This is a genomic window from Planomicrobium sp. CPCC 101079 (assembly GCF_007859275.1).
GTDB lineage: Bacteria > Bacillota > Bacilli > Bacillales_A > Planococcaceae > Planococcus.
Map to the genome: position 1 here is coordinate 114258 of NZ_VOHC01000032.1, position 22269 is coordinate 136526.

At 43.7% G+C, this 22269-nt stretch carries 19 protein-coding genes; 4 read left to right on the plus strand and 15 right to left on the minus strand.

Going from position 1 to position 22269, the window contains the following annotated elements; genetic code table 11:
- Positions 1 to 23: 23 nt before the first annotated feature.
- Positions 24 to 842: a TIM barrel protein gene (locus FQV28_RS17810; protein ID WP_146497864.1), complete on the minus strand. Its 819-nt coding sequence runs from the start codon at positions 840 to 842 to the stop codon at positions 24 to 26.
- Positions 843 to 1022: 180 nt separating this feature from the next.
- Complete coding sequence (locus FQV28_RS17815) at positions 1023 to 3083, minus strand: ATP-binding protein (protein ID WP_146497865.1); 2061 nt, start codon at positions 3081 to 3083, stop codon at positions 1023 to 1025.
- A gap of 284 nt (positions 3084 to 3367) precedes the next feature.
- Between FQV28_RS17815 and FQV28_RS17820 the strand changes: the two genes are divergently transcribed.
- Positions 3368 to 3907, plus strand: a complete 540-nt coding sequence (locus FQV28_RS17820) for an ECF transporter S component (protein WP_146497866.1) — start codon at positions 3368 to 3370, stop codon at positions 3905 to 3907.
- Between the two features lie 175 nt (positions 3908 to 4082).
- Here the strand turns inward: FQV28_RS17820 and FQV28_RS17825 are convergent, their stop codons facing one another.
- The 8 genes from FQV28_RS17825 to FQV28_RS17860 form a co-directional block, all read right to left on the minus strand.
- On the minus strand, positions 4083 to 5354 hold the full coding sequence (locus FQV28_RS17825; RefSeq protein WP_146497867.1) for an OFA family MFS transporter: 1272 nt from the start codon (positions 5352 to 5354) through the stop codon (positions 4083 to 4085).
- Between the two features lie 352 nt (positions 5355 to 5706).
- On the minus strand, positions 5707 to 7233 hold the full coding sequence (locus FQV28_RS17830; RefSeq protein WP_146497868.1) for a malate:quinone oxidoreductase: 1527 nt from the start codon (positions 7231 to 7233) through the stop codon (positions 5707 to 5709).
- Positions 7234 to 7502: 269 nt separating this feature from the next.
- Positions 7503 to 9062 carry a histidine kinase N-terminal 7TM domain-containing diguanylate cyclase gene (locus FQV28_RS17835; protein ID WP_146497869.1) on the minus strand — a complete coding sequence of 520 codons (1560 nt, stop codon included), beginning with the start codon at positions 9060 to 9062 and terminating at the stop codon, positions 7503 to 7505.
- A 474-nt stretch (positions 9063 to 9536) separates the two neighbouring features.
- Positions 9537 to 10688 (minus strand): mannitol-1-phosphate 5-dehydrogenase, encoded by a 1152-nt coding sequence (locus tag FQV28_RS17840; protein ID WP_146497870.1) that lies wholly within the window; start codon positions 10686 to 10688, stop codon positions 9537 to 9539.
- 5 nt (positions 10689 to 10693) lie between these two features.
- Positions 10694 to 12781, minus strand: coding sequence for a BglG family transcription antiterminator (locus FQV28_RS17845; protein ID WP_146497871.1), 2088 nt, complete (start codon positions 12779 to 12781; stop codon positions 10694 to 10696).
- A gap of 367 nt (positions 12782 to 13148) precedes the next feature.
- Positions 13149 to 15074 carry a PTS mannitol transporter subunit IICBA gene (locus tag FQV28_RS17850; RefSeq protein ID WP_146497872.1) on the minus strand — a complete coding sequence of 642 codons (1926 nt, stop codon included), beginning with the start codon at positions 15072 to 15074 and terminating at the stop codon, positions 13149 to 13151.
- 212 nt (positions 15075 to 15286) lie between these two features.
- The gene (locus tag FQV28_RS17855; protein ID WP_146497873.1) at positions 15287 to 15664 is read right to left on the minus strand and encodes a hypothetical protein; all 378 of its coding nucleotides are present in this window, start codon (positions 15662 to 15664) and stop codon (positions 15287 to 15289) included.
- A gap of 92 nt (positions 15665 to 15756) precedes the next feature.
- A complete protein-coding gene (locus FQV28_RS17860) occupies positions 15757 to 16536 on the minus strand; it encodes a nitroreductase family protein (RefSeq protein WP_146497874.1) in 780 nt (259 codons plus the stop codon).
- Positions 16537 to 16705: 169 nt separating this feature from the next.
- On the opposite strand from FQV28_RS17860, the gene FQV28_RS17865 reads away from it, so the two are divergent.
- Positions 16706 to 17248 carry a cysteine hydrolase family protein gene (locus tag FQV28_RS17865; RefSeq protein WP_146497875.1) on the plus strand — a complete coding sequence of 181 codons (543 nt, stop codon included), beginning with the start codon at positions 16706 to 16708 and terminating at the stop codon, positions 17246 to 17248.
- Positions 17249 to 17399: 151 nt separating this feature from the next.
- On the opposite strand, the gene FQV28_RS17870 is transcribed toward FQV28_RS17865, so the two are convergent.
- Positions 17400 to 18137 carry an SDR family NAD(P)-dependent oxidoreductase gene (locus tag FQV28_RS17870; RefSeq protein WP_146497876.1) on the minus strand — a complete coding sequence of 246 codons (738 nt, stop codon included), beginning with the start codon at positions 18135 to 18137 and terminating at the stop codon, positions 17400 to 17402.
- 197 nt (positions 18138 to 18334) lie between these two features.
- On the opposite strand from FQV28_RS17870, the gene FQV28_RS17875 reads away from it, so the two are divergent.
- Entirely contained in the window at positions 18335 to 18937 is a 603-nt protein-coding gene (locus FQV28_RS17875; protein ID WP_146497877.1) for a TetR/AcrR family transcriptional regulator, read from the plus strand.
- A gap of 97 nt (positions 18938 to 19034) precedes the next feature.
- Positions 19035 to 19604 (plus strand): YdeI/OmpD-associated family protein, encoded by a 570-nt coding sequence (locus tag FQV28_RS17880; RefSeq protein WP_146497878.1) that lies wholly within the window; start codon positions 19035 to 19037, stop codon positions 19602 to 19604.
- Positions 19605 to 19682: 78 nt separating this feature from the next.
- Here FQV28_RS17880 and FQV28_RS17885 read toward each other — a convergent pair whose 3' ends face one another.
- The 4 genes from FQV28_RS17885 to FQV28_RS17900 all read right to left on the minus strand — a co-directional run bounded on the left by FQV28_RS17885 (position 19683) and on the right by FQV28_RS17900 (position 22269).
- On the minus strand, positions 19683 to 20171 hold the full coding sequence (locus tag FQV28_RS17885; RefSeq protein WP_146497879.1) for an LURP-one-related/scramblase family protein: 489 nt from the start codon (positions 20169 to 20171) through the stop codon (positions 19683 to 19685).
- A 171-nt stretch (positions 20172 to 20342) separates the two neighbouring features.
- Positions 20343 to 20864, minus strand: a complete 522-nt coding sequence (locus tag FQV28_RS17890; RefSeq protein ID WP_146497880.1) for an NUDIX hydrolase — start codon at positions 20862 to 20864, stop codon at positions 20343 to 20345.
- Between the two features lie 85 nt (positions 20865 to 20949).
- Positions 20950 to 21732, minus strand: coding sequence for a nucleotidyltransferase domain-containing protein (locus FQV28_RS17895; RefSeq protein ID WP_146497881.1), 783 nt, complete (start codon positions 21730 to 21732; stop codon positions 20950 to 20952).
- Positions 21733 to 21786: 54 nt separating this feature from the next.
- Positions 21787 to 22269 carry a nucleoside deaminase gene (locus tag FQV28_RS17900; protein WP_146497882.1) on the minus strand — a complete coding sequence of 161 codons (483 nt, stop codon included), beginning with the start codon at positions 22267 to 22269 and terminating at the stop codon, positions 21787 to 21789.

Here is a 22269-nt window from a genome sequence, read left to right on the forward strand (position 1 = left end):
AAGAGTTCCTCCAAATCAAATGGTTAGATTTTAAATTCTTTTAGTTTCTTTAAGGAGTTCCTAATTGCCGCTTGAGGGTCTTGATAATAAGCTGAACCCATTACTTCCAAGGTACAGGTCCCTTCATATCCATGGTGGTGAAGGCTTTTTAAGTACCCCCTCCAATCCTGGATACCATCGTCCAAAGATAAATGGGCATCGGTTTGGCCATCCCCATCGATCAAGTGAAAGTGGTTCAACTCAGGCAGCATGGAAAAATAGTCGTCTGGCGTCTCGCCAGCTAACTGCATCGCGACTGAATCAATCATTCCTTTCAACGAAGGCGATTGGATTTGTTCTATCATCTTTTTTAATCCTTTGAAGTCGGTGACCAAATTGGATTCAAATTGGGTTAACGGTTCTAACGCGAGCGTCATCCCTTCCTTTTCAGCAACTTTTGATAGTTGGTAAATGGAGTCACTTGCATACTTCCATGATTCTTCTTGGGATACAGAAAAATCTCCGATTCCAGAAGTGATCAACATTTTATCAGCCTCCAACTCCAGCGCAGCATATAGGTTATCAACAAAATAAGCGATGCTTGTGTTTCGCCAGCCGGTATCGGACGCCGCTATGTTATAGGGGTAAACACACTGTTCCGGGGTGTAGCAGGAAACGTTCAGGTTTCTGGCTTTTATCTCCCTTTTCATCATTCTCATATTTCTTAATGCATTCCTGTAAATAAATAAATGGGGCTCTCCTGCCCATATTTCAATTTCTTCAATTTCTAAACGCTCCATGCTTTCCAGAAAGTACAAAAAAGGAAAATGCTTGAATGTAATATTCATTCCTGTTATTCGCAATTGTTCACCTCCTTTTTGAAAACGCTTTATTTGTTATGCCTTGTATTATAATTTAGCATTACATTAAAAACAATCGAAATTTTACAAAATTTAAATAAAAAAATAAGGACATGATTCTTTGAAAGAATCATGTCCTCAACATTAAATTTGTTTTTTGTCACTTTAAACTTCTTCAAGCCTTTATTCGGTGGATTTCAAATAGAATTTTGTCAGGAAAGTCGTGCCTTCTGGTCCCGTGAGGATTTCGATTTTGGCATTGTGGCGGGCAGCTATGGCGTAGCAAATGCCGAGCCCAAGCCCAGTGCCATTGTCTTTTGTTGTATAAAAAGGCGTGCCAAGCTTTTCCAATACTTCCGGCCGGATTCCCTCTCCTTGGTCCTGTACGCCAAGAACGATGCAATTTTCACCTTCCTGGTACGTAAAAATTGTTAGCTGTTTTCCGGCCTCCATCGCATCCAGTGCATTGCGGTACAAGTTGATGATCAATTGGCGGATTTCGTTGCGGTTTAGCAGCAACTCTGGTATATCTTGCGTGTCGAATTCAATCAGTTTGTTTTGGCCGAACGTATCAATCTTTATTAACGGCGCAATATCATGGATGACGGCATTCAAATCCAGCATCTGCAAATCGGATGTTCGTGTGTTTCCTACTGACAGAAATTCGGTAATGATCGCATTGGCACGGTCGAGTTCTTCAATCATCACATCGAAATAGACATCGTGTTTATCCAGCTTGTTTTCTTGCTTCAACAATTGCAAGAATCCACGGACTGTGGTCATTGGATTGCGAATTTCATGACTGATGCCCGCAGCCATTTGCCCGATCAAATCCAAGTTGGACAGCCGCCGCAATTCTTTTTCGTATTTCTTTTTCTCCGCTATGTTTTTGGATAAACAGCAAATTCCTTCATCGTAAGGATAGGCGACGACTTCGTTCCAATAGTTTTCAGAAGTGGAAGGCATTTCGAAGTGTACCGGCACCCGGTCTATCATAGCGCGATGGAATTCTTCATACATAAGTGTTTTTGCCCATTCAGGGAAAATTTCCCATATATTTTTACCCATTACGTCCATTGCTCTTTTTCCTTCTGGAAGGTATTGATGCTTGTTGATATAGATAAATTCCCATTCTTTGTTCAACGCGAAAAATCCATCTGTAATACTTTCAATAACGCTGACCACTTTTTCATTGGCAGCAGCCAGTTCGCTTGTCCGCTCTTCCACCATGTTTTCAAGCTGGTCCATATACAGCAAGTTTGAAAATGTCGGGGCTGTAGCATCGACAATAGATTGTACCAATTGAATTTGCGATTCGTCATAAACAGGTGCTTCTCCAGCCGGCTCGGCAACCAGGATGACTCCGATCACTTCCCTCATCAATGCCAACGGGATCAGGAGCGCTCCTTTGCATGGCCCGACCGCGACATGAGAAATAGTTTTTGTCTGGATCACCTCTTGGATTATATTCTCATACGTCCGCCCTTTTTTTGCTTTCTCAATCAATCTGCTCCATTCCGCCTCTGTCCAGTTGCAGTCCCTGCTCTGACTTGTAGCGCGAATGATTTTTTTCTCCACCGGATCCAAAAGGTGAATAATCATATTGTTGTTGTTCAGCACTTTTCCAATGTAGTAGAAACATTTATCCATGCATTCCTGCAGCGATGAGCACATCGATAGATCACTCGTAACATCGAGCAGCAGCTGTTTCTCAGCAATAAGGCTTTCCTTCTGCGCCAAGGTTTTAGCGTTCCGGATGGCAACCGCCGCCATATTCACATAGGCTTCCACGCTCTGGATTTCCGACTCGATCAAGTTCATCGGCGCTCCGTAATCAAACAAAAAAACCAAACCGTACAGCTCTTGCTCAAACGAAATCGGCAATGCCAGCAAGGATTTTATCTCAAGCGCTTCAACAGGTGTGCGGTCAGGCCGGTTGTCTTTTACAGCATCAGGAATGTAAATGGTCTTATTTGTTTCAATAACTTCTTTGGCCAATAAATCCGTTTTGGGATCAATCACTTGTTTGTAGAGCGAGGCGCCATTTATAACTTCCGGCTTTCCCGCATATGCCCTGAAAGTTCCATCTTCCTGGGGCAAGAAAACGCCGACAGAACTACATTGCATGATTTCTTCAGAAATTGCCGCCGTTACATGCTGCAGCACTTCGCGCAGTTCTAATTTGGTATTGATGATTTTTGTTATATTCGCCAACCTGGAATATCTTATCTGTTCCCCTAACATTCTTCCACTCTCCAGTCATACGGCCTCTTTATGTTTTTTGATGAAAGGCCCACTAGCTAATTTCTATTTTCTCAGTCACCAGGCACTTCTTATTTTACATCGGATACTAGGAACTATATAGAAAAACAGAGAACTTTCCAACACCCGGCGGCAAAAAGAGCAAGATCTTTTTTCACCTTTGAACTGACCCCTAAGTTTTCTGCTAAAGTGATACTTTTAACTAGGCCAATCCTTTGCTATTGTAGCAGTACGTTAAAAACTGCAAAGAAAGAAGGAACAGGACGATGCAAAAAACAACAACCACCTCTTATTCAAGCGGCCGCACTTTTGATTTGATTTTGACCGCTATGTCCATTGCACTTGTATTTGTTGCTACGCTTTTGTTAAATATAAAATTGCCGATCACAGCAAATGGCGGATTGGTCCACCTAGGGACCGCTATGCTTTTCGTCATCTCGATTGTCTTCGGCCCTAAAAAAGGGATGATTGCCGGTGCCATCGGGATGGGGCTATTCGATCTAGTTTCCGGCTGGACCCTGTGGGCGCCAATTTCATTTCTTGCCCGTGGCCTGCAAGGATATTTAGTCGGACAAATCGCTTGGTCGAGCGGCCGCAAGGGCAATAGCGTCGGCTTCAACATCCTTGCCGCCATAGTCTCGGTGCCATTTATGCTGGCTATATACTATGTCGGTGAAGCGATCATCTTCGGCAATTTCGTCGTACCGGCAGCGTCAATTCCCGGCAACCTCATCCAGAATGCAGTGGGGCTTATTGTAGCCATCCCAGTCGCCATCGCATTGAAGAAAATACCGTTCTTCAAATAAGAGGTAAAAAAGAAACTCAATAATTGCGGTAATAGTTATAGCTGCAAAAACAGGAGAGTGCCCGTATATGGGCACTCTCCTGTTTTTATTTATCAAATTTTACGTTTTCAAGATTTTAACAACTTATGATTCAGTTCACAGTAACGCGTCTAGATAAGTATTTGGATAAAACACATTACCCTGCCAGTATTTCTTTTTTTGTATTTAATTCTTCACTTTCTAAATGCACTTTTTCAGATTTAACGACGAATATACTAATTAAAGTTGCAAGCGAGAAGAGGGCCATGATGACATATAACACCATGTCATAGGATTGCGTTTTTTCTAAAACAAAAGTACTTAACTGATTGCCTGTCAATCCTGCAAACGCCCAAGCGGATAAGGTTAATCCATGTACAGTAGAAATACTGTTTAGACCAAAACGGTCCGACAGCAATGGCGGCAAAGATGAAAATCCTCCACCGTAACCTGCATTTATGACACAAAGCAAGGCGATAATAAGGAATGCCGTAAGAGTATTGCTAATACCATCAAGCACAATCGTTAGTAAAATGGCTGTAATCGATGAAGCGAAAATAATTTTGTAAATCGAATTCCGGTCTTTTAATTGATCACCCAGTGACGAGAAAGCTATCCGTCCGCCTGCATTGAAAATAGCTGTCAGCGAACTGACTAAACCAATTGCCCCGAATCCAATGAACGCTAAAATGCCTTTTTCTTGTGAAATCAATGCTAATCCGCACGTGATATTAATATAGAACATGAGCCAAATCCCAATGAATGTTTTATTTGTTAATACATTCTTATAACTAAATCCTTGGCTTAGTGGACTTTCTTTTTCATATCCACCTGGTTTCTTCAGCAGCAGATGTCCAATAACCATCATCACTAAATATAAACCTGCTAAAATATAAAACATTGTGTAAATGCTGGCGGGGTTCACTAAAATCCCTTCATCGGTTCTTTCTCCAAGCAATTTTTCCATTAAAGGACTTGCTATCACCTTCGCTAAGCCGAAACCTAAAACTGCGAGGCCTGTCGCTAACCCTTTTTGCGTTTTAAACCAAAGCATCAATGTTTTTACCGGAGTTAAATAACCGATGCCAAGCCCAATCCCCATAATAAGCCCATAAGAAAAATAAACGCCGATCAATGACTTTTGATAAATGAAGAAACCGGTTCCTGCCATCCCGGCAACAAAAAACAACGCCGCAAGGAGGGATGACTTCTGGATGTTTTTTTCGACAAACTTGCCCCCGAAAGCTGCAGACATGCCAAGAACAAAAATGGCTATACTAAATGCCCATTCCACGTTACCGACCGTTTCCCCCATGTAAAAAGCAATATCCCCCTTGAACAATGACCAACAGTAAACTGTGCCGATGCTGCAGTGGATCAGTAAAGCCGGAAGCACAGCACGCATCCACTTGTTGTTAAATTTATCCATTAGGCAAATCCTCCACTTTCCTTCAACTTAAATTTATATTTACGAACATTATATTTATTTTAAATAAAAATGTTCGTCTTTAAGTTGTTATTTAGTAAATTTAAAATTAAATCATGTTTTATTTAACTCCATTTACGAAAGTCAATAAAAACATTATATAGTATTCTGGCATGTAAAAGAACAGGGATTGTTACATAAAGGAATGATTGCGGAAAAATATTTAAAAGACATTATCCAAATAAGAATAGAAGCGACTTCGTTTATTACGATACGGTTCACCTCCATAAATACAAAAAACCTTTAGCCCAGTGATGGACTAAAGGTTTTTGTATTTAGAAAATGAAGCTATTATTTAAGCTTTTTCGCTCAATACTTTTGTTTCCACACCAGACCAGTTGATATCATCCAAACCAAGCGCTTTCGCTGTTGAAGCATGGATTTCTTCGAAAAGCTCAGGATTGTCGGATAAGGAAACACCATAAGATGGAATCATTTCTTTGATTTTTGGTTCCCATTGTTTCAACTCTTGCGGGAAGCATTTCTCAAAGATTTCAAGCATGGCGTGAACAGCAGTGGAAGCTCCTGGAGAAGCGCCAAGCAGCGCAGCAACCGAGCCGTCAGCAGCTGTAACGATTTCTGTACCAAACTGAAGGGTTCCTTTGCCTTTATCGGTATCTTTGATCACTTGCACACGTTGTCCTGCTACAACGACTTCCCAATCCTCGAGTTTCGCAGTCGGGATGAACTCGCGCAATTCTTCAACGCGTTTTTCGTTCGACAGCATCAATTGCTGGATCAAGTATTTAGTCAGTGACATCTCTTTTGCCCCTGCCGCAAGCATCGTGAAGACGTTATTCGGCTTTACAGATCCGATCAAGTCCATGTTGGAGCCAGTTTTTAGGAACTTCGGCGAGAAGCCGGCAAACGGTCCAAACAGCAAAGATTTTTTGTTGTCGATATAGCGTGTATCAAGGTGCGGCACGGACATTGGCGGAGCGCCAAGTTTCGCTTTGCCGTATACTTTAGCGTGATGTTTTTCTGCAATCGCCGGATCTTTACATACAAGGAACAACCCGCTTACCGGGAAGCCTCCGATATGCTTGGATTCCGGAATGCCTGTTTTTTGCAGGATCGGCAAACTTCCGCCGCCTGCGCCGATGAAGATAAATTTCGCTGTATGGTATTCGATTCTATCTTCAACCATGTTGTGGACTTTCACTTCCCACATGCCGTCAGCAGTGCGTTTAATATCTTTAATCGTATGCTTGTAGTTGACTTCAACATTTTGCTTCTGCAAATGGTCAAACAGCATGTTTGTCAAAGCACCAAAGTTTACATCGGTACCTGAATCGATTTTCGTCGCTGCGATCCGATCGTTCGGATTCCGGCCTTCCATGATAAGCGGAATCCACTCTTTCATTTTTTCAGGGTCTTCCGAGAATTCCATGCCTTTGAAAAGCGGGTTATCAGCCAGCGCTTCAAAACGCTTTTTCAAAAAGCTGACGTTGTCTTCCCCAAGCACCATACTCATGTGCGGGATTGGCATAATGAAATCTTTCGGGCTGTTGATCCGTTTGTTCTCTACAAGGAAAGACCAGAACTGGCGCGAAAGCTGGAACTGTTCGTTGATTTTTATCGCTTTTGTAATGTCAATCGATCCGTCAGGTTTCTCAGGTGTATAGTTAAGCTCGCACAGTGCAGCATGCCCTGTACCCGCATTGTTCCATTCGTTAGAGCTTTCTTCCCCTGCCTTTTCGAGCTTCTCAAATACTTTGATTTCCCATTCTGGTGACAACTCTTTTAGCATGGCCCCCAAAGTCGCACTCATGACTCCGGCACCAATTAAGATAACGTCTGATTTTTTCTGACTGCTGCTCATTATACCCTTCCTTATCCTGTATATTTGCAACAAAGATGCGGCGCACCTTTGTTGCTTAAATTTCTAAAGGCAATGCACTCTATGGAATCTAATTATAGATTAAAATCTTTACTACTAACTAGTAATTATAAACTAATTACTGCCGGTAATAAAGTAAGTTGCCCGGTATTACAGCTTCGAAACTTGCACAAACTAAGGTTTTTCTAGTGCTATGCCGCAAAATAGCTTTTTAAAAAATAAAAACTGAGTACTCCTTATTTGCTCAAACTTTAGTTTACGGCCTCCCTGCTTTCCATATAAACACATACCCGGTCGCGCCCTTCTTGCTTGGCCTCGTACAAAGCTTTGTCTGCTTTATTTAAAAGCCGGGAAAGGCTTTCCTCGGCTTCTTCTCTTGCGGCTGCCACACCTATGCTCAAAGTCACTGAAATTGCCCGCTTCTCGGTGACAAGCGGCTGAAGTGCCAAGTGCATTCGCAGCCCGTCAGCCAGTTCTTCAGCTTCTTTTTCAGTGCAGCCGTCCAAGGCGATAACAAATTCCTCGCCTCCATAACGTGCAAAGACTTCCCCTTCTGTTAACTGCTTTTGAAAAACTTTGGCAACATGCACGAGCACTTGATCACCGATATCGTGGCCATACGTGTCATTCACTCGTTTAAAATGATCAATGTCGACCAAAAGGACCGTAAAAGGCGACAGATTTTTTTTCGCTGCCTCAAAGTTCCGCTCCGCTTGGCGCAAAAAAGCGCGGCGGTTGTAAATTTGAGTCAGTTCATCAAAATAAGCCTGGTGTTCGAGTTGTACCTGCAGCCTTTTTACTTCTGTAATATCTGTGAAAATGATCAATCGGCCCTTGCTGTTTTCAAGCGGGGAAATCCGGACTTGGTAAATCCGCTCTGACCGATCTGTCGCAAGCTGCACTTCCTGGTTGGACCAGGCGTCTAATTCTAACGGAAACGGGTTTCCAGACAGCTCTAGCCAAACCTCATGAAAGTTTCTGCCAAACTTGTTTTTATTCAATTTCGGAAAATTATTTTTGGAGGCTTGGTTAAACTCGATGAGCCGGTGGGATTCATCCAACACGATGACTCCATCGTTGATGCTGTTGAATATGGCATCTTTTGCAATCGGCATCAAAGTGAACAGCCGCGAAGTGCTGATCGCCCATAGATACAAAAGCGAAGACAGCCAAAGAACCATCGGTACAGGATCGATCCCTGCCGGCGTCACCCCGATTAAATAAAGAAACGCTGTAGCCATTGGCACAAATTGGCCGAATAGCAGCGCAACCAATTGGGGCCGATACACTTTTGCCGTTTCCCGCCAGTGGAAAAGCACCAGCAAAAACGCAAAAAACATACAGCCGAATGTGTAAATCCCATGAACGGTATACCAGCTGCCAATCTCTTGATAAATATAAGGCGCCCCTAAAAGAGGATCTACTTGAAACACTTTATAATGCAGGTGGTGAAAGTCATTGGTCGCCACCATTGCAAAACTGATCATCGGAATCACAAGCAGTGACAGGCATCTTTTTCTTGTTAAGGTTATCCCTAAGTAATGCATGACAAACAATAAGCCGAGCGGCGAAGAAACCGGCATGCCGACATACTGGACGATGGTCCAAAACTTCATCTGTGCTAGAGTCTCGGCCAGCAAGCCGAAGGCGGATGCAAAACAATAGATGGCGATTGACGCTGCATAAAAAACAAAATACTTGGCGACATTCGTGAAATTATGGCGCTTCAAAAAGACATATAAACATAAAAACAAATTCAGCACGCCTGACGTACTGATAAGTGTAATGTAAGTGGTCAATTGCGGATGCATGGGTTACCTTCTTTTCAGCAAACTTTTCTTCTAATGTAGCATAGATGGAGTGAAAAAAGAGGAGGTTTTAGAAGAGGGGCAGGAGTTTTTCCTGAGCCTAAGGAACTATCCTAACGCAATGTGTTAAGAGGCATTCTTGAATAATAGAACATCCCATGAACCAAGTGCTTTTAGCATGCCTCCCGGGGTTGGTTCTGTTGCAATGGAAAGATTACCCGGCAACAACGCTGCCGCCACAGTATCATCTTCTTTGAGCTTAACCAATTCATCGTTCACCAGATTTTTAAGTTCTTCATTTTCAAATAGGAAATTGATAAAAAACAGTTTCTGCTTCTCCTGATTCTGCCGAAGCCGTGCTTCAGGCTATCACGGAGTTACGAACAGCCAAATCACTGCATCCGCTGCTAAAGGCAATTTCGCAGTAAAAAAGAAAGGAGATGGGTCCGGCTTCTGCCAAACTCATATCCTTTCTGTTCAATTTGCTTTTTTATCTTTTAAAGATTCATACTGGCGAATCACTTCTTGGGTGATTTCGCTGTTTTCATCCAAGTGGCTGACGTTCTTCAAAACATATGCCGGCCCATTTTCTTGGATCATTTTCTGGATTTCTACTGCTTCTTCGTCCTCTGGAGAATCGAACAACAAAGCAGCGGCAATCGCTTGTGCAAGATTGGTATAAGGCAATCCCGCTTTTTGAGCTTGGGTTGCCGGACGGATCAACCGGTCTTCAGGCCCGAGTTTACGGATCGGCGAACGGCCCACTCTTGTAACGCCATCATTCAAGAATGAATTCTTAAAGCGCTCAATGTTTTTGTTGATGTAAGCCAAATGCTCTTCTTGATCAAGGCCATACTCTTTGACCAAATAAGCACCCGTCTCTTTCAGTGTCTCTCTTACCTGTTCCGCTACGTGTTCATCAGCCAATGTTTCATCGATTGTCGATTTGCCTTCCAGGTAGCCGAGGTACGCAATAACAGCATGTCCCGTATTGACGGTAAACAATTTCCGTTCAATGAATGGCGCCAAGTCTTCAACGATTTTCATCCCGGTCACTTGCGGGATTTCTTCTGTTGTTTCCACGACCCACTCAAAATAAGGTTCGACCAACACATCGAGCGAACTTTGGTCTTGGATCGGCACGATGCGGTCAACCGCCGAATTGAAGAAGTAGACTTTGCCTTCTAGCTTCTGCTTCGTTTCTTCGTCAAGATTGTTCAAAATATGATTCTTCAAGATATCTGTTGCCCCGATTTGGTTTTCACAAGCAATCACATAAAGCTTTTCATCTGTTGCCCCTACGCGCTTCGCTATGCCTTTGGCGATTAGCGGCGCAATCCGCGGCAGGATGTTCGGCCCGATTGCTGTCGTCAAATACGTCGCTTGTTGGATCGCCTCTATCACTTCATTTTCCTGGGTCATGTTATTTAACCCTGAAACGTTTTTGATGGTCGTTGTTTCTTCTTGTGCTGTAGCCAGCTTCACGCCGTACTGCTGTTCTTCGTTTAATTTATTGATGACTTGTTCGGCAATATCGACGAACGTTACATGGTAGCCCGACTCGGAAAACAGCGCCCCGATAAAGCCTCTCCCTATATTCCCTGCTCCAAAATGAACCGTCTGTTTCAACATTATCATTCCTTTATCAAATTATTTTGTAGGTAGTCCAAAAATAAATCCTCCAGCTTTTGCCGGATCATTTTTTCGTTCGAAGATGAAAAAATCATCATCGAAGCAGCACTTTCAATCAAACTAGTGCTGATCATGCTTAAAATTTCCTGTTCCCTGTCGCTCATCTTAGTTGGCGCCAGCATCAAGAGCAGATTTTTTATCTGCATACTCTGCCCGTCCATTCCTTCGACTGTACAGAATTCTTCCAAATGTGCCACTTGAAATATCAGTTCCTGGATACTGTCATCCCGGCAATGGAAAAGTCCCATGGTTGTGTCCGGGATGCCAAGACCGCCTTTCTTCTCCCGCTCCTCCAGCTGGTGCATAACGGCTGGAGCATCAGTGATAAGGCGATTGGTTTTCGCTTGTTCCACCATTCTATTCAGCACTTGCCAGTGGTCCGGCGCCTGGTGTTCCCGGTATACTTGGAAGTTGTTCAGAATAGCATCCATGCTCGATTGGACATCTTTTATTTCCTGCAGGAGGGTCTGGAGGCTCGGTTTGTTGTTTTGCATCCTGTCGTCCTGCTGAATCTCTGGAGTCAAATACCGCTTTTTCCTGGTGATTTTCTCCAGGTTGTTCTGCAGATAGTTTTCTATATACCCGATATCCTTGTCACTTAACAACGGGCTTACCATAATATAGTCAATATCTGTAAGCGGCAGCCTAATGGTGGAAATGATTAAGTCGTAGTCGTCAAAATGCGCCGATTGAAATTCATTGATAGATAAAATTTTCACGGCATTGATTTCGACAATTTCTTTTTGGATGCGGCTTGCAAGCATTTTGGAAGTTCCAATGCCCGTCGGACAAATGACCACGGCGTTGATTTGCACTTTTTCCTCGTTCATCAACAGAGCCGACCCGAAGTGCAGCACAATAAAGGCAATTTCATCAGCTGGGAAATCCATGTCCTTGAACACTTTTTCCAAGCTTTTCGCAACTGCCATAAACAACACCGGGTACTTTCGTTTAATCTCGTCAGTCAACGGATTGTATAATTCCAATTTTTGGTTCAAGCGAAAAATTGATGGGCCCATATGCGCGAGCAGCCCTTGATACAGCGAAAAGTCATCCGATAAATCAACATGCAGGTTGGTGGAGACTTCCTCAATGACATTCTTGATCAGCTTGCCAAGCAGCACACTGTCGTAATAACCCCAGCCAGCGCCATGAACTTTAGAACCCCTTAAAACAACCGACAGAAAATGCGCGTCGCTGGTCGTCAATGATGCAGAAAGGTCAGCGTTCAACTCAGCGCAAAGTTCATCCATCAATTTTGATTCGCTTGTATACTCCGTTACCACTTCAGCAATCGGATTCAGCAAAAAGTGGTTTTCGGTCCGCTGGATCGTTAGGCAAATGTGGATGACCAGGCCGATATAATCACTGTCGGCCAATCGCGTTTGTTCGTTATTGATCCGTTGGTTTACCAAACAATCAATCGCTGCCAAATACCGTGGTGAAAAATAGCCCAGAACCGGCTCTTCCAGCTTTTTCCCTTGCTGCAGCAAATACAGCTGCTCAACGATTTCTTCGTAAAAATAAACCAAAAAATAATTGGCCAGCGCATGCCGTTTATTGGCTTCTTCTCCGTCGAGTTCCACGCCGACGCCCCTTTTCCGCGTCAAGGCGATTGAAAACTTGCCGAGCCATTCCGCTAAATCATCCAGGTAAGCCGATAGCGTGGCAGCGCTGACGCCCAATTGGTTGGCGAGCATCCGTGTCTTGAAAGAAGACCCTTCGTGCAGCAGGATGATCAGCAAGTTCAGCTTGCGTTCTTCTGGCGTTTCATCGGTCGGCTGGCTGCTCATGAGGTTTTGGATCAGCCTGTAGACCTGCTCGTTTTTCCCATCGATAAAAAGCCCTTCGTTTGAAGTGCGCTTGAGCTCCAAATCAAATTCCTCTAAAGTTTTTTCCACAGATTTTAAATCTCTTTGGATTGTTCTGGCACTGACATTTATATATGTAGCAAGCGAGTGGACCGTATGCTTTCCAGCGGTTCTTACGATCAACTCGATGATGGACTTTTCCCTAAACGTGACAAACATTCTTCTCACTCATTTCGCTTTTAAACTGCCTTTTTTAAGAAAATACGAAATATGGGTTGAATAAATTACTTTCAGTGAAAGATACTCCGCAAAACAGCTTCGCTTGCCGCGGGCGAGCGCTGAGCCTCCTCGCCGCTTCACGGCTCCGGGGTCTCATCTGTCTCGCTTTCCCGCAGGCGTCTTCGCTATTTTGCTCCGCATCTTGCAGCCAACTAGCAGTAAAATTGCAATACTCCATCGGTTCACTTATGATCTCAAGAAATTTCTAAGCCTTTCCCAAAGCGCTCGAAGCGATTTCAAGAAATCATTTTTAAATTCAGCCTATATAAACCAAAAAGGCAGGTTTCCCTGCCTTCTATTGTAGTATTTAATTGCGATTGAGGATACTCATCAGTTCTTTGGCTGATTTTGCTTGCACCAGTTGGTCGACGTTTTCTTGGTCAGCGCAGATGACTGCGATGCCAGAAAGGATTTCCAAATGTGTGCCGTCCTTGCCTGCGATACCGAAGATCAATTTCGCGCTTTCTCCGCCGAAATCTACACCGTTCGGCACTTGGACAACCGTAAAGCCGGATTTGATAACCGCTTTTTTAGCTTCTTCCGTACCATGCGGAATTGCGACGTTGTTGCCCATGTAGGTAGTGGTGATTTCTTCGCGTTTCAGCATTTCGTCAACGTATGAAGGCTTGACATAGCCAGCTTTCACTAATGCATCCCCGGCAAAGCGGATGGCTTGTTCTTTTGTTGCGAAGCTCTGGTTAAGGAAGATATTTTCTTCTAGCAAGAGGTCGTCTTCTTCGACCATTTTAGGTTCAACGCCTACAGCGTCTTTCTGAGAATCTTCAACAAGCTCCGCCTGTTGAGCTGTGACGCCGTTTTGCAAACTTGCAATCAACTTATCGTATTCAGGGCTTGATAAGAAGTTGTCCACCGAAATATGGTAAGCACCCGGTATTTTGTTTTGCGCACGCGGCGTCAATTTTTCCTGCGTGATGATGATTTGTGAATCGGCAGGAAGTGTGCTGATGGCTGTATTGGTAACTTTCACATCCAAATCAGCTTCTTTTACTTTCTTGCGAAGGAGAGAAGCTCCCATCGCACTTGACCCCATACCGGCGTCACAAGCAAAGACGATTTTGTTTACATTCTCTGGAAACGCGCCGTTTGCTGATACAGTTCCTGCTGCTAATGCAGTGGATACAGAACTTTTCTTGCCTTTCATTTGTTCCATCTTCTTCGTTGCTGCATCGATATCGTCTTCTGTTTGTTTGCCTGACTTCAGGACCACTGCAGAAACCAGGAATGAAACAGTTGCTGCTACAAGGACTGCTGCGAAGTTGGCCAGATACGCCATTCCTTCAGGCGGCGTTACCGCTGCAATAGCCAAAATACTTCCTGGAGACGCTGGTGCGACCAAGCCGCCGCCAAGCAATGTAAGTGTGAAGACGCCGCTCATTCCGCCTAGGATGACAGATAGGATAAGCATCGGCTTCATTAACACGTATGGGAAGTAGATTTCATGAATTCCCCCAAGGAAGTGGATGATAGCCGCTCCCGGAGCCGACTGTTTTGCTACGCCTTTTCCAAACAGCATGAACGCAAGCAGTACGCCAAGCCCCGGTCCAGGGTTTGCTTCCAAAAGAAACAGGATTGATTTTCCGCCTTGCTGGACTTGCTCCAACCCGATCGGCGACAAAACACCGTGGTTGATGGCATTGTTAAGGAATAAGATTTTCGCAGGCTCGATCAGAATGCTTGTCAGCGGCAATAAGCCCGCTTCAACCAGCCAGTCAACACCTGCAACAAGTGTCTGTGTAAACGCATCTACTGCCGGGCCAACGCCCATATAGGCAAGAAGTGCAAGAGCCCCACCGAGGATACCAGCAGAGAAATTGTTGACAAGCATTTCAAAGCCTGTCTTGATTTTCCCGTCGATCAACTGGTCAAATTTCTTGATGACATAAGCGCCAAGCGGCCCCATGATCATAGCCCCTAAGAACATCGGCGTATCAGGCGCGCCGACTATAACCCCCATCGTGGCGATTGCACCGACTACGCCGCCGCGCTGATCATGAATGAGCCGGCCTCCTGTATAGCCTATAAGCAATGGCAACATGTATGTAACCATCGGCCCTACTAATGAGCCAAAGCCCTCATTCGGGAAGAACCCCGTCGGAATAAACAACGCCGTGATTAAACCCCAGGCGATAAAAGCACCAATATTCGGCAATACCATCGAACTCAGGAAATTCCCGAACTTCTGTATTGCAACTTTTGTTTGTGATTGTTCCATTACGAACCACCTCTCAGAAAAAGATATTTAATTTCTTTCCTTATCATAGGTTAGAAATGTAAACGGATTCAATAACAAGGAAAATCAACTTTGTCGGGGTTGTCGTGACAAAGGTGGTGTTTCTGATTTGAAAATTGATGGTGGTTAAACAAATTATGGCTGCCTTAGTGATATTCAGCAGAATGGCTGTGCTTTTCGCGGGCTCGGCCGAACTAGCTCAGGACTTGTGTCCGAGTGGGTCTCGCCGATTTGAAGCCGAGCAAAAACACCAAAACTAAACCGCTTTGGTGTCTCCACTCTACATTTACTTCTGAAGCAAGGATGTACGGAAAATCTTCCGAAAGTTCGGCAGGCACTACAGTGACTCGGTCGCCTTCTTTCAATTCCTCAAACGACCTTGCCGCTCCGCTGAATATGGTGGGATCAATAAGATAAATTTTTTCGTGTACTGGTGATCCCGCTTTTGAATTATCCGTAGTCACTTCCAATATAAAGCTTGAATCTGTTTTCTCGATCACCGTTCCCTCGTAGTTTCCACAAGCCGCTAAAAAAAGCATTGAACCGATTAACAAGCCAAGCAATCTCTTCATCTCCGCTCACTTCCGTTTCATGGAGCGTTTTCTAGTACACAAATAAACTCTGAAATTCAGCTTTTCACATTTGTTGCTGGTTAATGAAACCATCATTCATTGTTCATGAAATTCTGCTTCTCCAAATAGTTCAGCACCGTTTGTGAAAACTCCATATGAGATTCCTTTGTATATTTGGCTATCGTGTAGATTTGAGCGAGGTTTTTTAATCCCAGTTCCTCTGTCATTTCCTTTAGCCTTGGAACGTCCATATAGCGATTCCATCCCTTTTCATTTCGTTCTTTATAAATCTCTAAAATCTCTTCCTCGGAATAATCTTGGTACTTGTCATAATGCACAATCCCGTGTTGCGGCAACCGGTCACGCGGAGCAGGATTTTCGGCAGGATACCCTAGCGAAAACCCGACAACCGGCACGACGTTTTCCGGCAAGTTTAGAAGTTCGCCAATCTGGTCGCAATTTGCAAGCGTTGAGCCCATATAACAAATCCCTAGTCCCGCATTCTCCGCTGCTAATGCACAGTTTTGCGAGGCTAACGTAGCGTCAATGGTGCCGATCATCAAGCTCATGAAATTATCGAAATGCACCGGTGCGTCGTTGAGCGAAAGCCATTTTCTCATCCGGTTGAAATCGGCGCAAAACGTTACGAGTACAGGCGCATCCACCACCATGGATTGTTCCATATGCGCGTTGTACAATTTTTTCTTCAATTCTTTGTCGGTCGTAACGACAATGGAATAGGTCTGCATATTGCCGCTGGAAGAAGCGCGGATTCCGGCTTCAAGAATTTGATCCAGCAATTCTGGGCTTACTTCCCTGTCTTCGTATTCGCGTATCGATCTGTGTCCGTGTATAACGTCTTTTAGTTCCAAATTTATCACTCCTTAATAAAACTATAGCATTAACAGGAATGTTCTGACATTAAAGATTTAGTTTAGAAGTCCTCTCGTTATCATTCTAAGATCTATGTTACTTTTAGGTGAAAGAGGCAATAATAGAGAGAGAATATATAAAATAAATTTTATAGGAGCTGAGGATTAAATGGCAAAAGAAGCTTTGTTGATTGTAGATATGAGCAACGATTTCGTAGCGGATGATGGAACATTGACGGTAGGTAAGCCTGGGCAGGTTATCGTACCTTATATCATTGATACGGCTAACCAGTTTTTAGAAGAAGGAAAAGTGGTGGTCGTGGCAATGGATGCGCACCAGCCAAATGATCCACACTTTGAATTATGGCCTCCCCACAACGTAGTAGGTACAACAGGACAAGAATTGTACGGAGAATTGCACGAGTGGTTCAGAAAGAACGAAGATCATGAAAATTTGGTTTACACCCCTAAACCTAACTACAACGCCTTTTTTAAAACAGGTTTGGCTGAAAAGCTACGGGATTTAGGCATAGAAAAGGTTCATACGGTCGGCGTATGTACAGATATTTGTGATTTTCTTACAGTTGCTGGAGCGGATGCGGAAGGATTCAAAACCGCTATTCATGCAAAAGGCGTCGCTACATTTACTGACCTCGGCGACACGATGGTAAACCATATGAAAACTTGCTTCCATACAGAAATTATCGAATAAAGACAAATAAAGAAGGATCTTCAATTAGAAGATCCTTCTTTAATACTTCAAATGCATGGATAATAAATTCTCTTTCAGTCCTCTTTAGCAGCAGACTTAAAAATTTTTGCCGTCAGCAGATTTCGCTCTTTGTTATGACAGAACGTCCAACTTATTGAGCCGTGTAACCACCGTCAACAATGATGCTGTTCCCGGTCATGAATGAAGAATCATCGCTGGCCATGAATACGACAGCTTTTGCCATTTCTTCCGCTTTGCCAAGGCGCTTCATCGGAGTCATTGCAGCTAACGTTTGTTTGCTTTCTTCCGGAATGATTGGGGTATCGATGAATCCTGGGCATAATGCGTTAACGCGAATGTTCTGCTCCGCGTATTCAAGTGCAAGAGAACGCGTTAAGTTAACAACGCCGCCTTTTGCTGCGTTATAGGCAGCTGATCCAGGAGAACCGACCCAACCATACATAGAGGCAGTATTAATAATTGAACCTCCGCCAGATTTTAGCATTTCACGGATCGCTTCACGAGCTACCAGGAACACTCCGTCCAGGTCAACATTCACTGTGTTGCGCCATTCAGAGTACTCCAAGTCATGTGTTGGGTGAACGCGTCCGATACCGGCATTGTTGAAGACAACATCCACATTCCCGAAAGTTTCAACCGCTTTTTTAAAGATATTGATTACCTCTTCCTCGCTGGTAATATTGGCTTTAATAAATAACGCTTCGGCATTAAGCGCTTTCAATTCTTCTTCAAAAGCTTTTCCCTTTTCTTCATTCAGATCCACAAGAACCACTTTCGCTCCTTCTGAAACGAATAAACGTGCTGTCGCTGCACCGATACCAGATGCTCCTCCTGTAATTACAGCTACTTTGTTTTGTAATTTACCCATAATGAGATTCCCCCTATATCAATTTAACTAGCACGATTATACTTATCTTAGACGAATATACTAAAATAAAATTTGTGCTAAGTCGTCCTCAATTTCACTTTACTTTGTTGTTCCCATTTTGCAATCATCAAGATTTTATTGAATGTCTATGCAATAGACATTCAGAGCCGATTTGTCTATTTCAAGGGGGATTTTCAATGAATGACGAACAAAACACGTCTTCTAAACAACGAAACCGGACAAAAGAACACCTAAAGCTCGCATTGATTGAGCTTATCAAAGAGAAGGGGTACCATACTGTTACTATAAAAGACATTGTAAGCCGCTCCTCCTATAATCGCAGTACGTTTTATATCCATTACCGGGATAAAATGGACTTAGCTGAAGATTTACTCGATTCTATGCTCGAAGGGTTGGAAGATTCCGTAGGTCAGCCATACATACCTGGACAAAAAATATACACGGCAAATCTGCTCGCTCCATCCTTCAGCATTGTTTCTTACATATACAAGCACCGAATTTTTTTTGAGCTTATTAATTTCACTGACACCTTGCCAGAACTACATACCAGATTCCCGCAAGCCATCTTAAAAATTTATAAGGAACAATTTGTATTCAGAACAATTAACGACATCCCGGTAAACATGGAATATTTTAAGCTATATACGGCCTACGGCTTTTACGGACTTGTTCAGAATTGGATTAAAACCGGTTTCAAAGAATCACAAGAAGTATTTATAAAAGAAGTAATTGATTTATCCAAGACCCATATCCACTCGTTTGAATACAAAGGAAAATAAACGAGAGAGGCGTTCCATTCGAAATTTAGGCTTTCTAATAAATCCTTTAAACAAGCATCCCACAGAAAACATTCATTTCGGAAAGGATCTGTTCAAAATGGAGATTGAGAATCTGATCGAAGTGAAGACCAGGCAGGAATTCAGGAATTGGCTTGAGGAACACTCAACTATCGAAAAGTTTTGTTGGGTGCTGATCAGTAGGACTGAACAGGCAGGAGCCATCCGCTATTTAGATGCCGTTGAGGAAGCGTTATGCTTTGGCTGGATTGATGGCACAACGAAGAAAATATCAGAGACCAAAGTGGCCCAAAGATTTTCTCCAAGAAAGAAAAAAAGCAACTGGACCGAATTGAATAAAGAAAGAGTGCGAAGGCTAGCCAAATTAGGCTTGATGAAAGAAGAAGGGCTGCGGATTCTCCCTGATATGCGCCCCGAATCGTTCGCCATCGACAAAGACATTGAAGCGCGCCTGAAAGAAGATGCCCAAGTATACCAAAACTTCCTCCGCTTTCCCGAACTTTATAAGAGGATCCGAATCGATACGATTCAAAGCTACAAACATGACCCTGAGCTGTTCTATAAGCGATTGGAGAAATTCATCAAAAACACAAAAGAAAACAAGATGTACGGCCAGTGGAACGACAACGGCCGCTTGCTCGATTATTGAAAAAGGAAGGAGCCCATTTATGGCCCCCTCCTTTTTCATGTGTGCTTTTTCTGCTGAAAAACAGATGAAGTTTGCGGCTCAGGTTGCAGCTGCGGTCGCTTGGTCAGCCTTTACACAATCAATTGCGACAACAAGCGCAACGACGAGGGCTTCCATCCTTTTGTCCACTATTTCAACTTGGTAACTGTCCCCCCACGTGAACCATTTCTTGCTCACTTGCCCCACAACTTTTCCATGCTGCAATACTTGAAAATCCATATCCCACCAATTCCCGAGCACCTCGATGCCGGCCGCATCAATCTTATAACGCGCCTTGACGAATGAAAACTCCTTTTCAATCGTCAACACCTCTTGGCCATTCACCTCAACAAAGAACTTCGGCAAGAAACTAAACGTCTTTTTCGTTATGAGCGCAACCTCGCTTCTTGCTGCGTCCTTGATGGAAAAAGTTTTTGGAATCTGCATAAAACTGCCTTCCACAGAATACACATCGTTCTCGTGCTGGTCTTTCACCGTAAATTTTTCGCTCAAACTGAATAATTTCTGCTTTACGTAAAGGTATGTCATACTCCGCCTCCTTTGAATCTATGCTAATTTCTCCATACAACTGAGAGTAACTGCCTTTACTTACGGTTAACCCCGTCTAAAAGTTTCTAGTTAAGTTCGTTTTAGTTTAATTGTTTTAGTCGCGCTCGATAACCTAAAAAAGGATCTTCTAATCGAAGATCCTTTTCCATTTTATAATTCTCGAATAGAGCCGCGCTGCTTTCGGTTATCAAACAGCAAGTGAATCAGGCTCTCATAATACGAGATAAATTCGCCATTGCGGATCATGGCTAAAATTTCTTCCCTGCTTGCCCATTTCACGTTCTGCACTTCATCATACTGTAGCGTGAGGGTATGTAACGGCACATCTTTTTCAATCAAATAAATGTCATCAAAGCCTCTTTCAAAGTTTATCGTTAAGTGAGGCCTAAATTGCTGGAAGTCCAAATCCATACCAATCTCTTCATACAACTCCCGCTGCGCGGCAGTTTGGCTTGTATCCCCGGCCGTTGCACTCCCTCCTACAGTCAGATCCCACATATTCGGCCATCCTTCTTTAAAAGGCTGCCTTTGTTGAATGAGCATCTCTCCATCCGAATTGAAAATGCACACATGGACCACCAAATGGTAGTCGCCAGGCTGCATCATTTCCCCGCGCACCCATGTCTGGCCGGTTTTCTTGCGGTTTATGTCATATAAATCCCATAATTCCATGGAGTACCTCCGTCTATTTTCTAATAGGCTTGAATTCTCTTTGCGTTCGAAGATGATCTCGAAGAGAAAAGGTTTTTTAAAGAATTTAATATACTTCTTGCAGCGTATCCCTGAACAATCGATCCAGCATTTCCGTAGGATCCTTCACTGCAATGTTCAGCGATTTGGCATATTCTTCGAGTCGTTCCATCTCGTATTCCACAAAATTGTTGATGACATCTATACGGGGCTCGATATCAAACTCATCCCCAGCCAATTTCCGTCTCAACAGCTGATTAACTTCATTTTTCAATTCGCTTTCAGGAACGATGTCTTCCAATAACTCCTGGAAGCTGATAGGGGGCGCCCCGTTATATTTCTCGATCCACTTGCAAGCCAATATCGGCCGAAGCACATAAAAATACTTTTTGATCTTCACTTCAGGACCCTGGAGGTATTCACGATAGTTTTTCTTAGCCATATTCAAATAATGATAAAGCATCGAATTTGGATAAAACACATCGGATTCCAATGACCGCATGTTATCGACAAACCCGTATTTTTGATAATAGACGATTTCGCTTCTTAGCCATTCCAATAGCGGCGGATTATTTTTCCTGAAAAGGCGCAGCGCTTTGGTGACTTCCCAGCCGCTGATGTCGAGCAAATCATTTATCGGCTCTTCAATCACATCCCGTTTTTCCCTGATTCCCTGCGGATCGATCGACAGATACCATTCGGGTGAATGAATATAAATAAACCGGACATCGTAATCGCTGTCTTTTGATGGAAAGCCCCATGCCCGGCTTCCAGATTCCACTGCATATAAAATTTTTACTTCGTGTTTCTTTTCGATTTCCAATAGCTTCTGTTGAATGATTTCGTTCATCGACATATCTCCTAATTCGTTTAGTTGGACAGCTGCATTTCCCATTTGTTAGGTTTAACGGCCCGTTGCATGCAACCTGCGATGGAGCTCACGAACCTGTTCCGCCAGTTCAGGGACAGGGCCATCTACGACCGCATCCTTGATCACATCTTCGATGGCCAGGTTCCGAACGCGCGACGGCGCAACGCCCATTTCACTTAGCCACCCGGCCAACTGCTCCGATGAACTTGCATACACGATTCGCCCCAAACCGGCCCAACCGTGAGCCGCCGAACACATCGGGCAATGTTCCCCGGATGTATAAACCGTCGCCTTGCTTCTTTCTTCAAGTGCCATATTGTTTGCCGCCCACCGTGCGATCGCAAACTCCGGATGCTGTGTATGGTCACCGCCTGCCACGTGATTATGGTCTTCAAAAAGCACTTCTCCGGCAGCTGACACAAGGACAGACCCGAACGGCTCGTCCCCTTTCTCTAAAGCCGTCTCCGCCAATTCCACACAACGCCGCAAATGCTTCAAATCCGCCTCACTGATCAT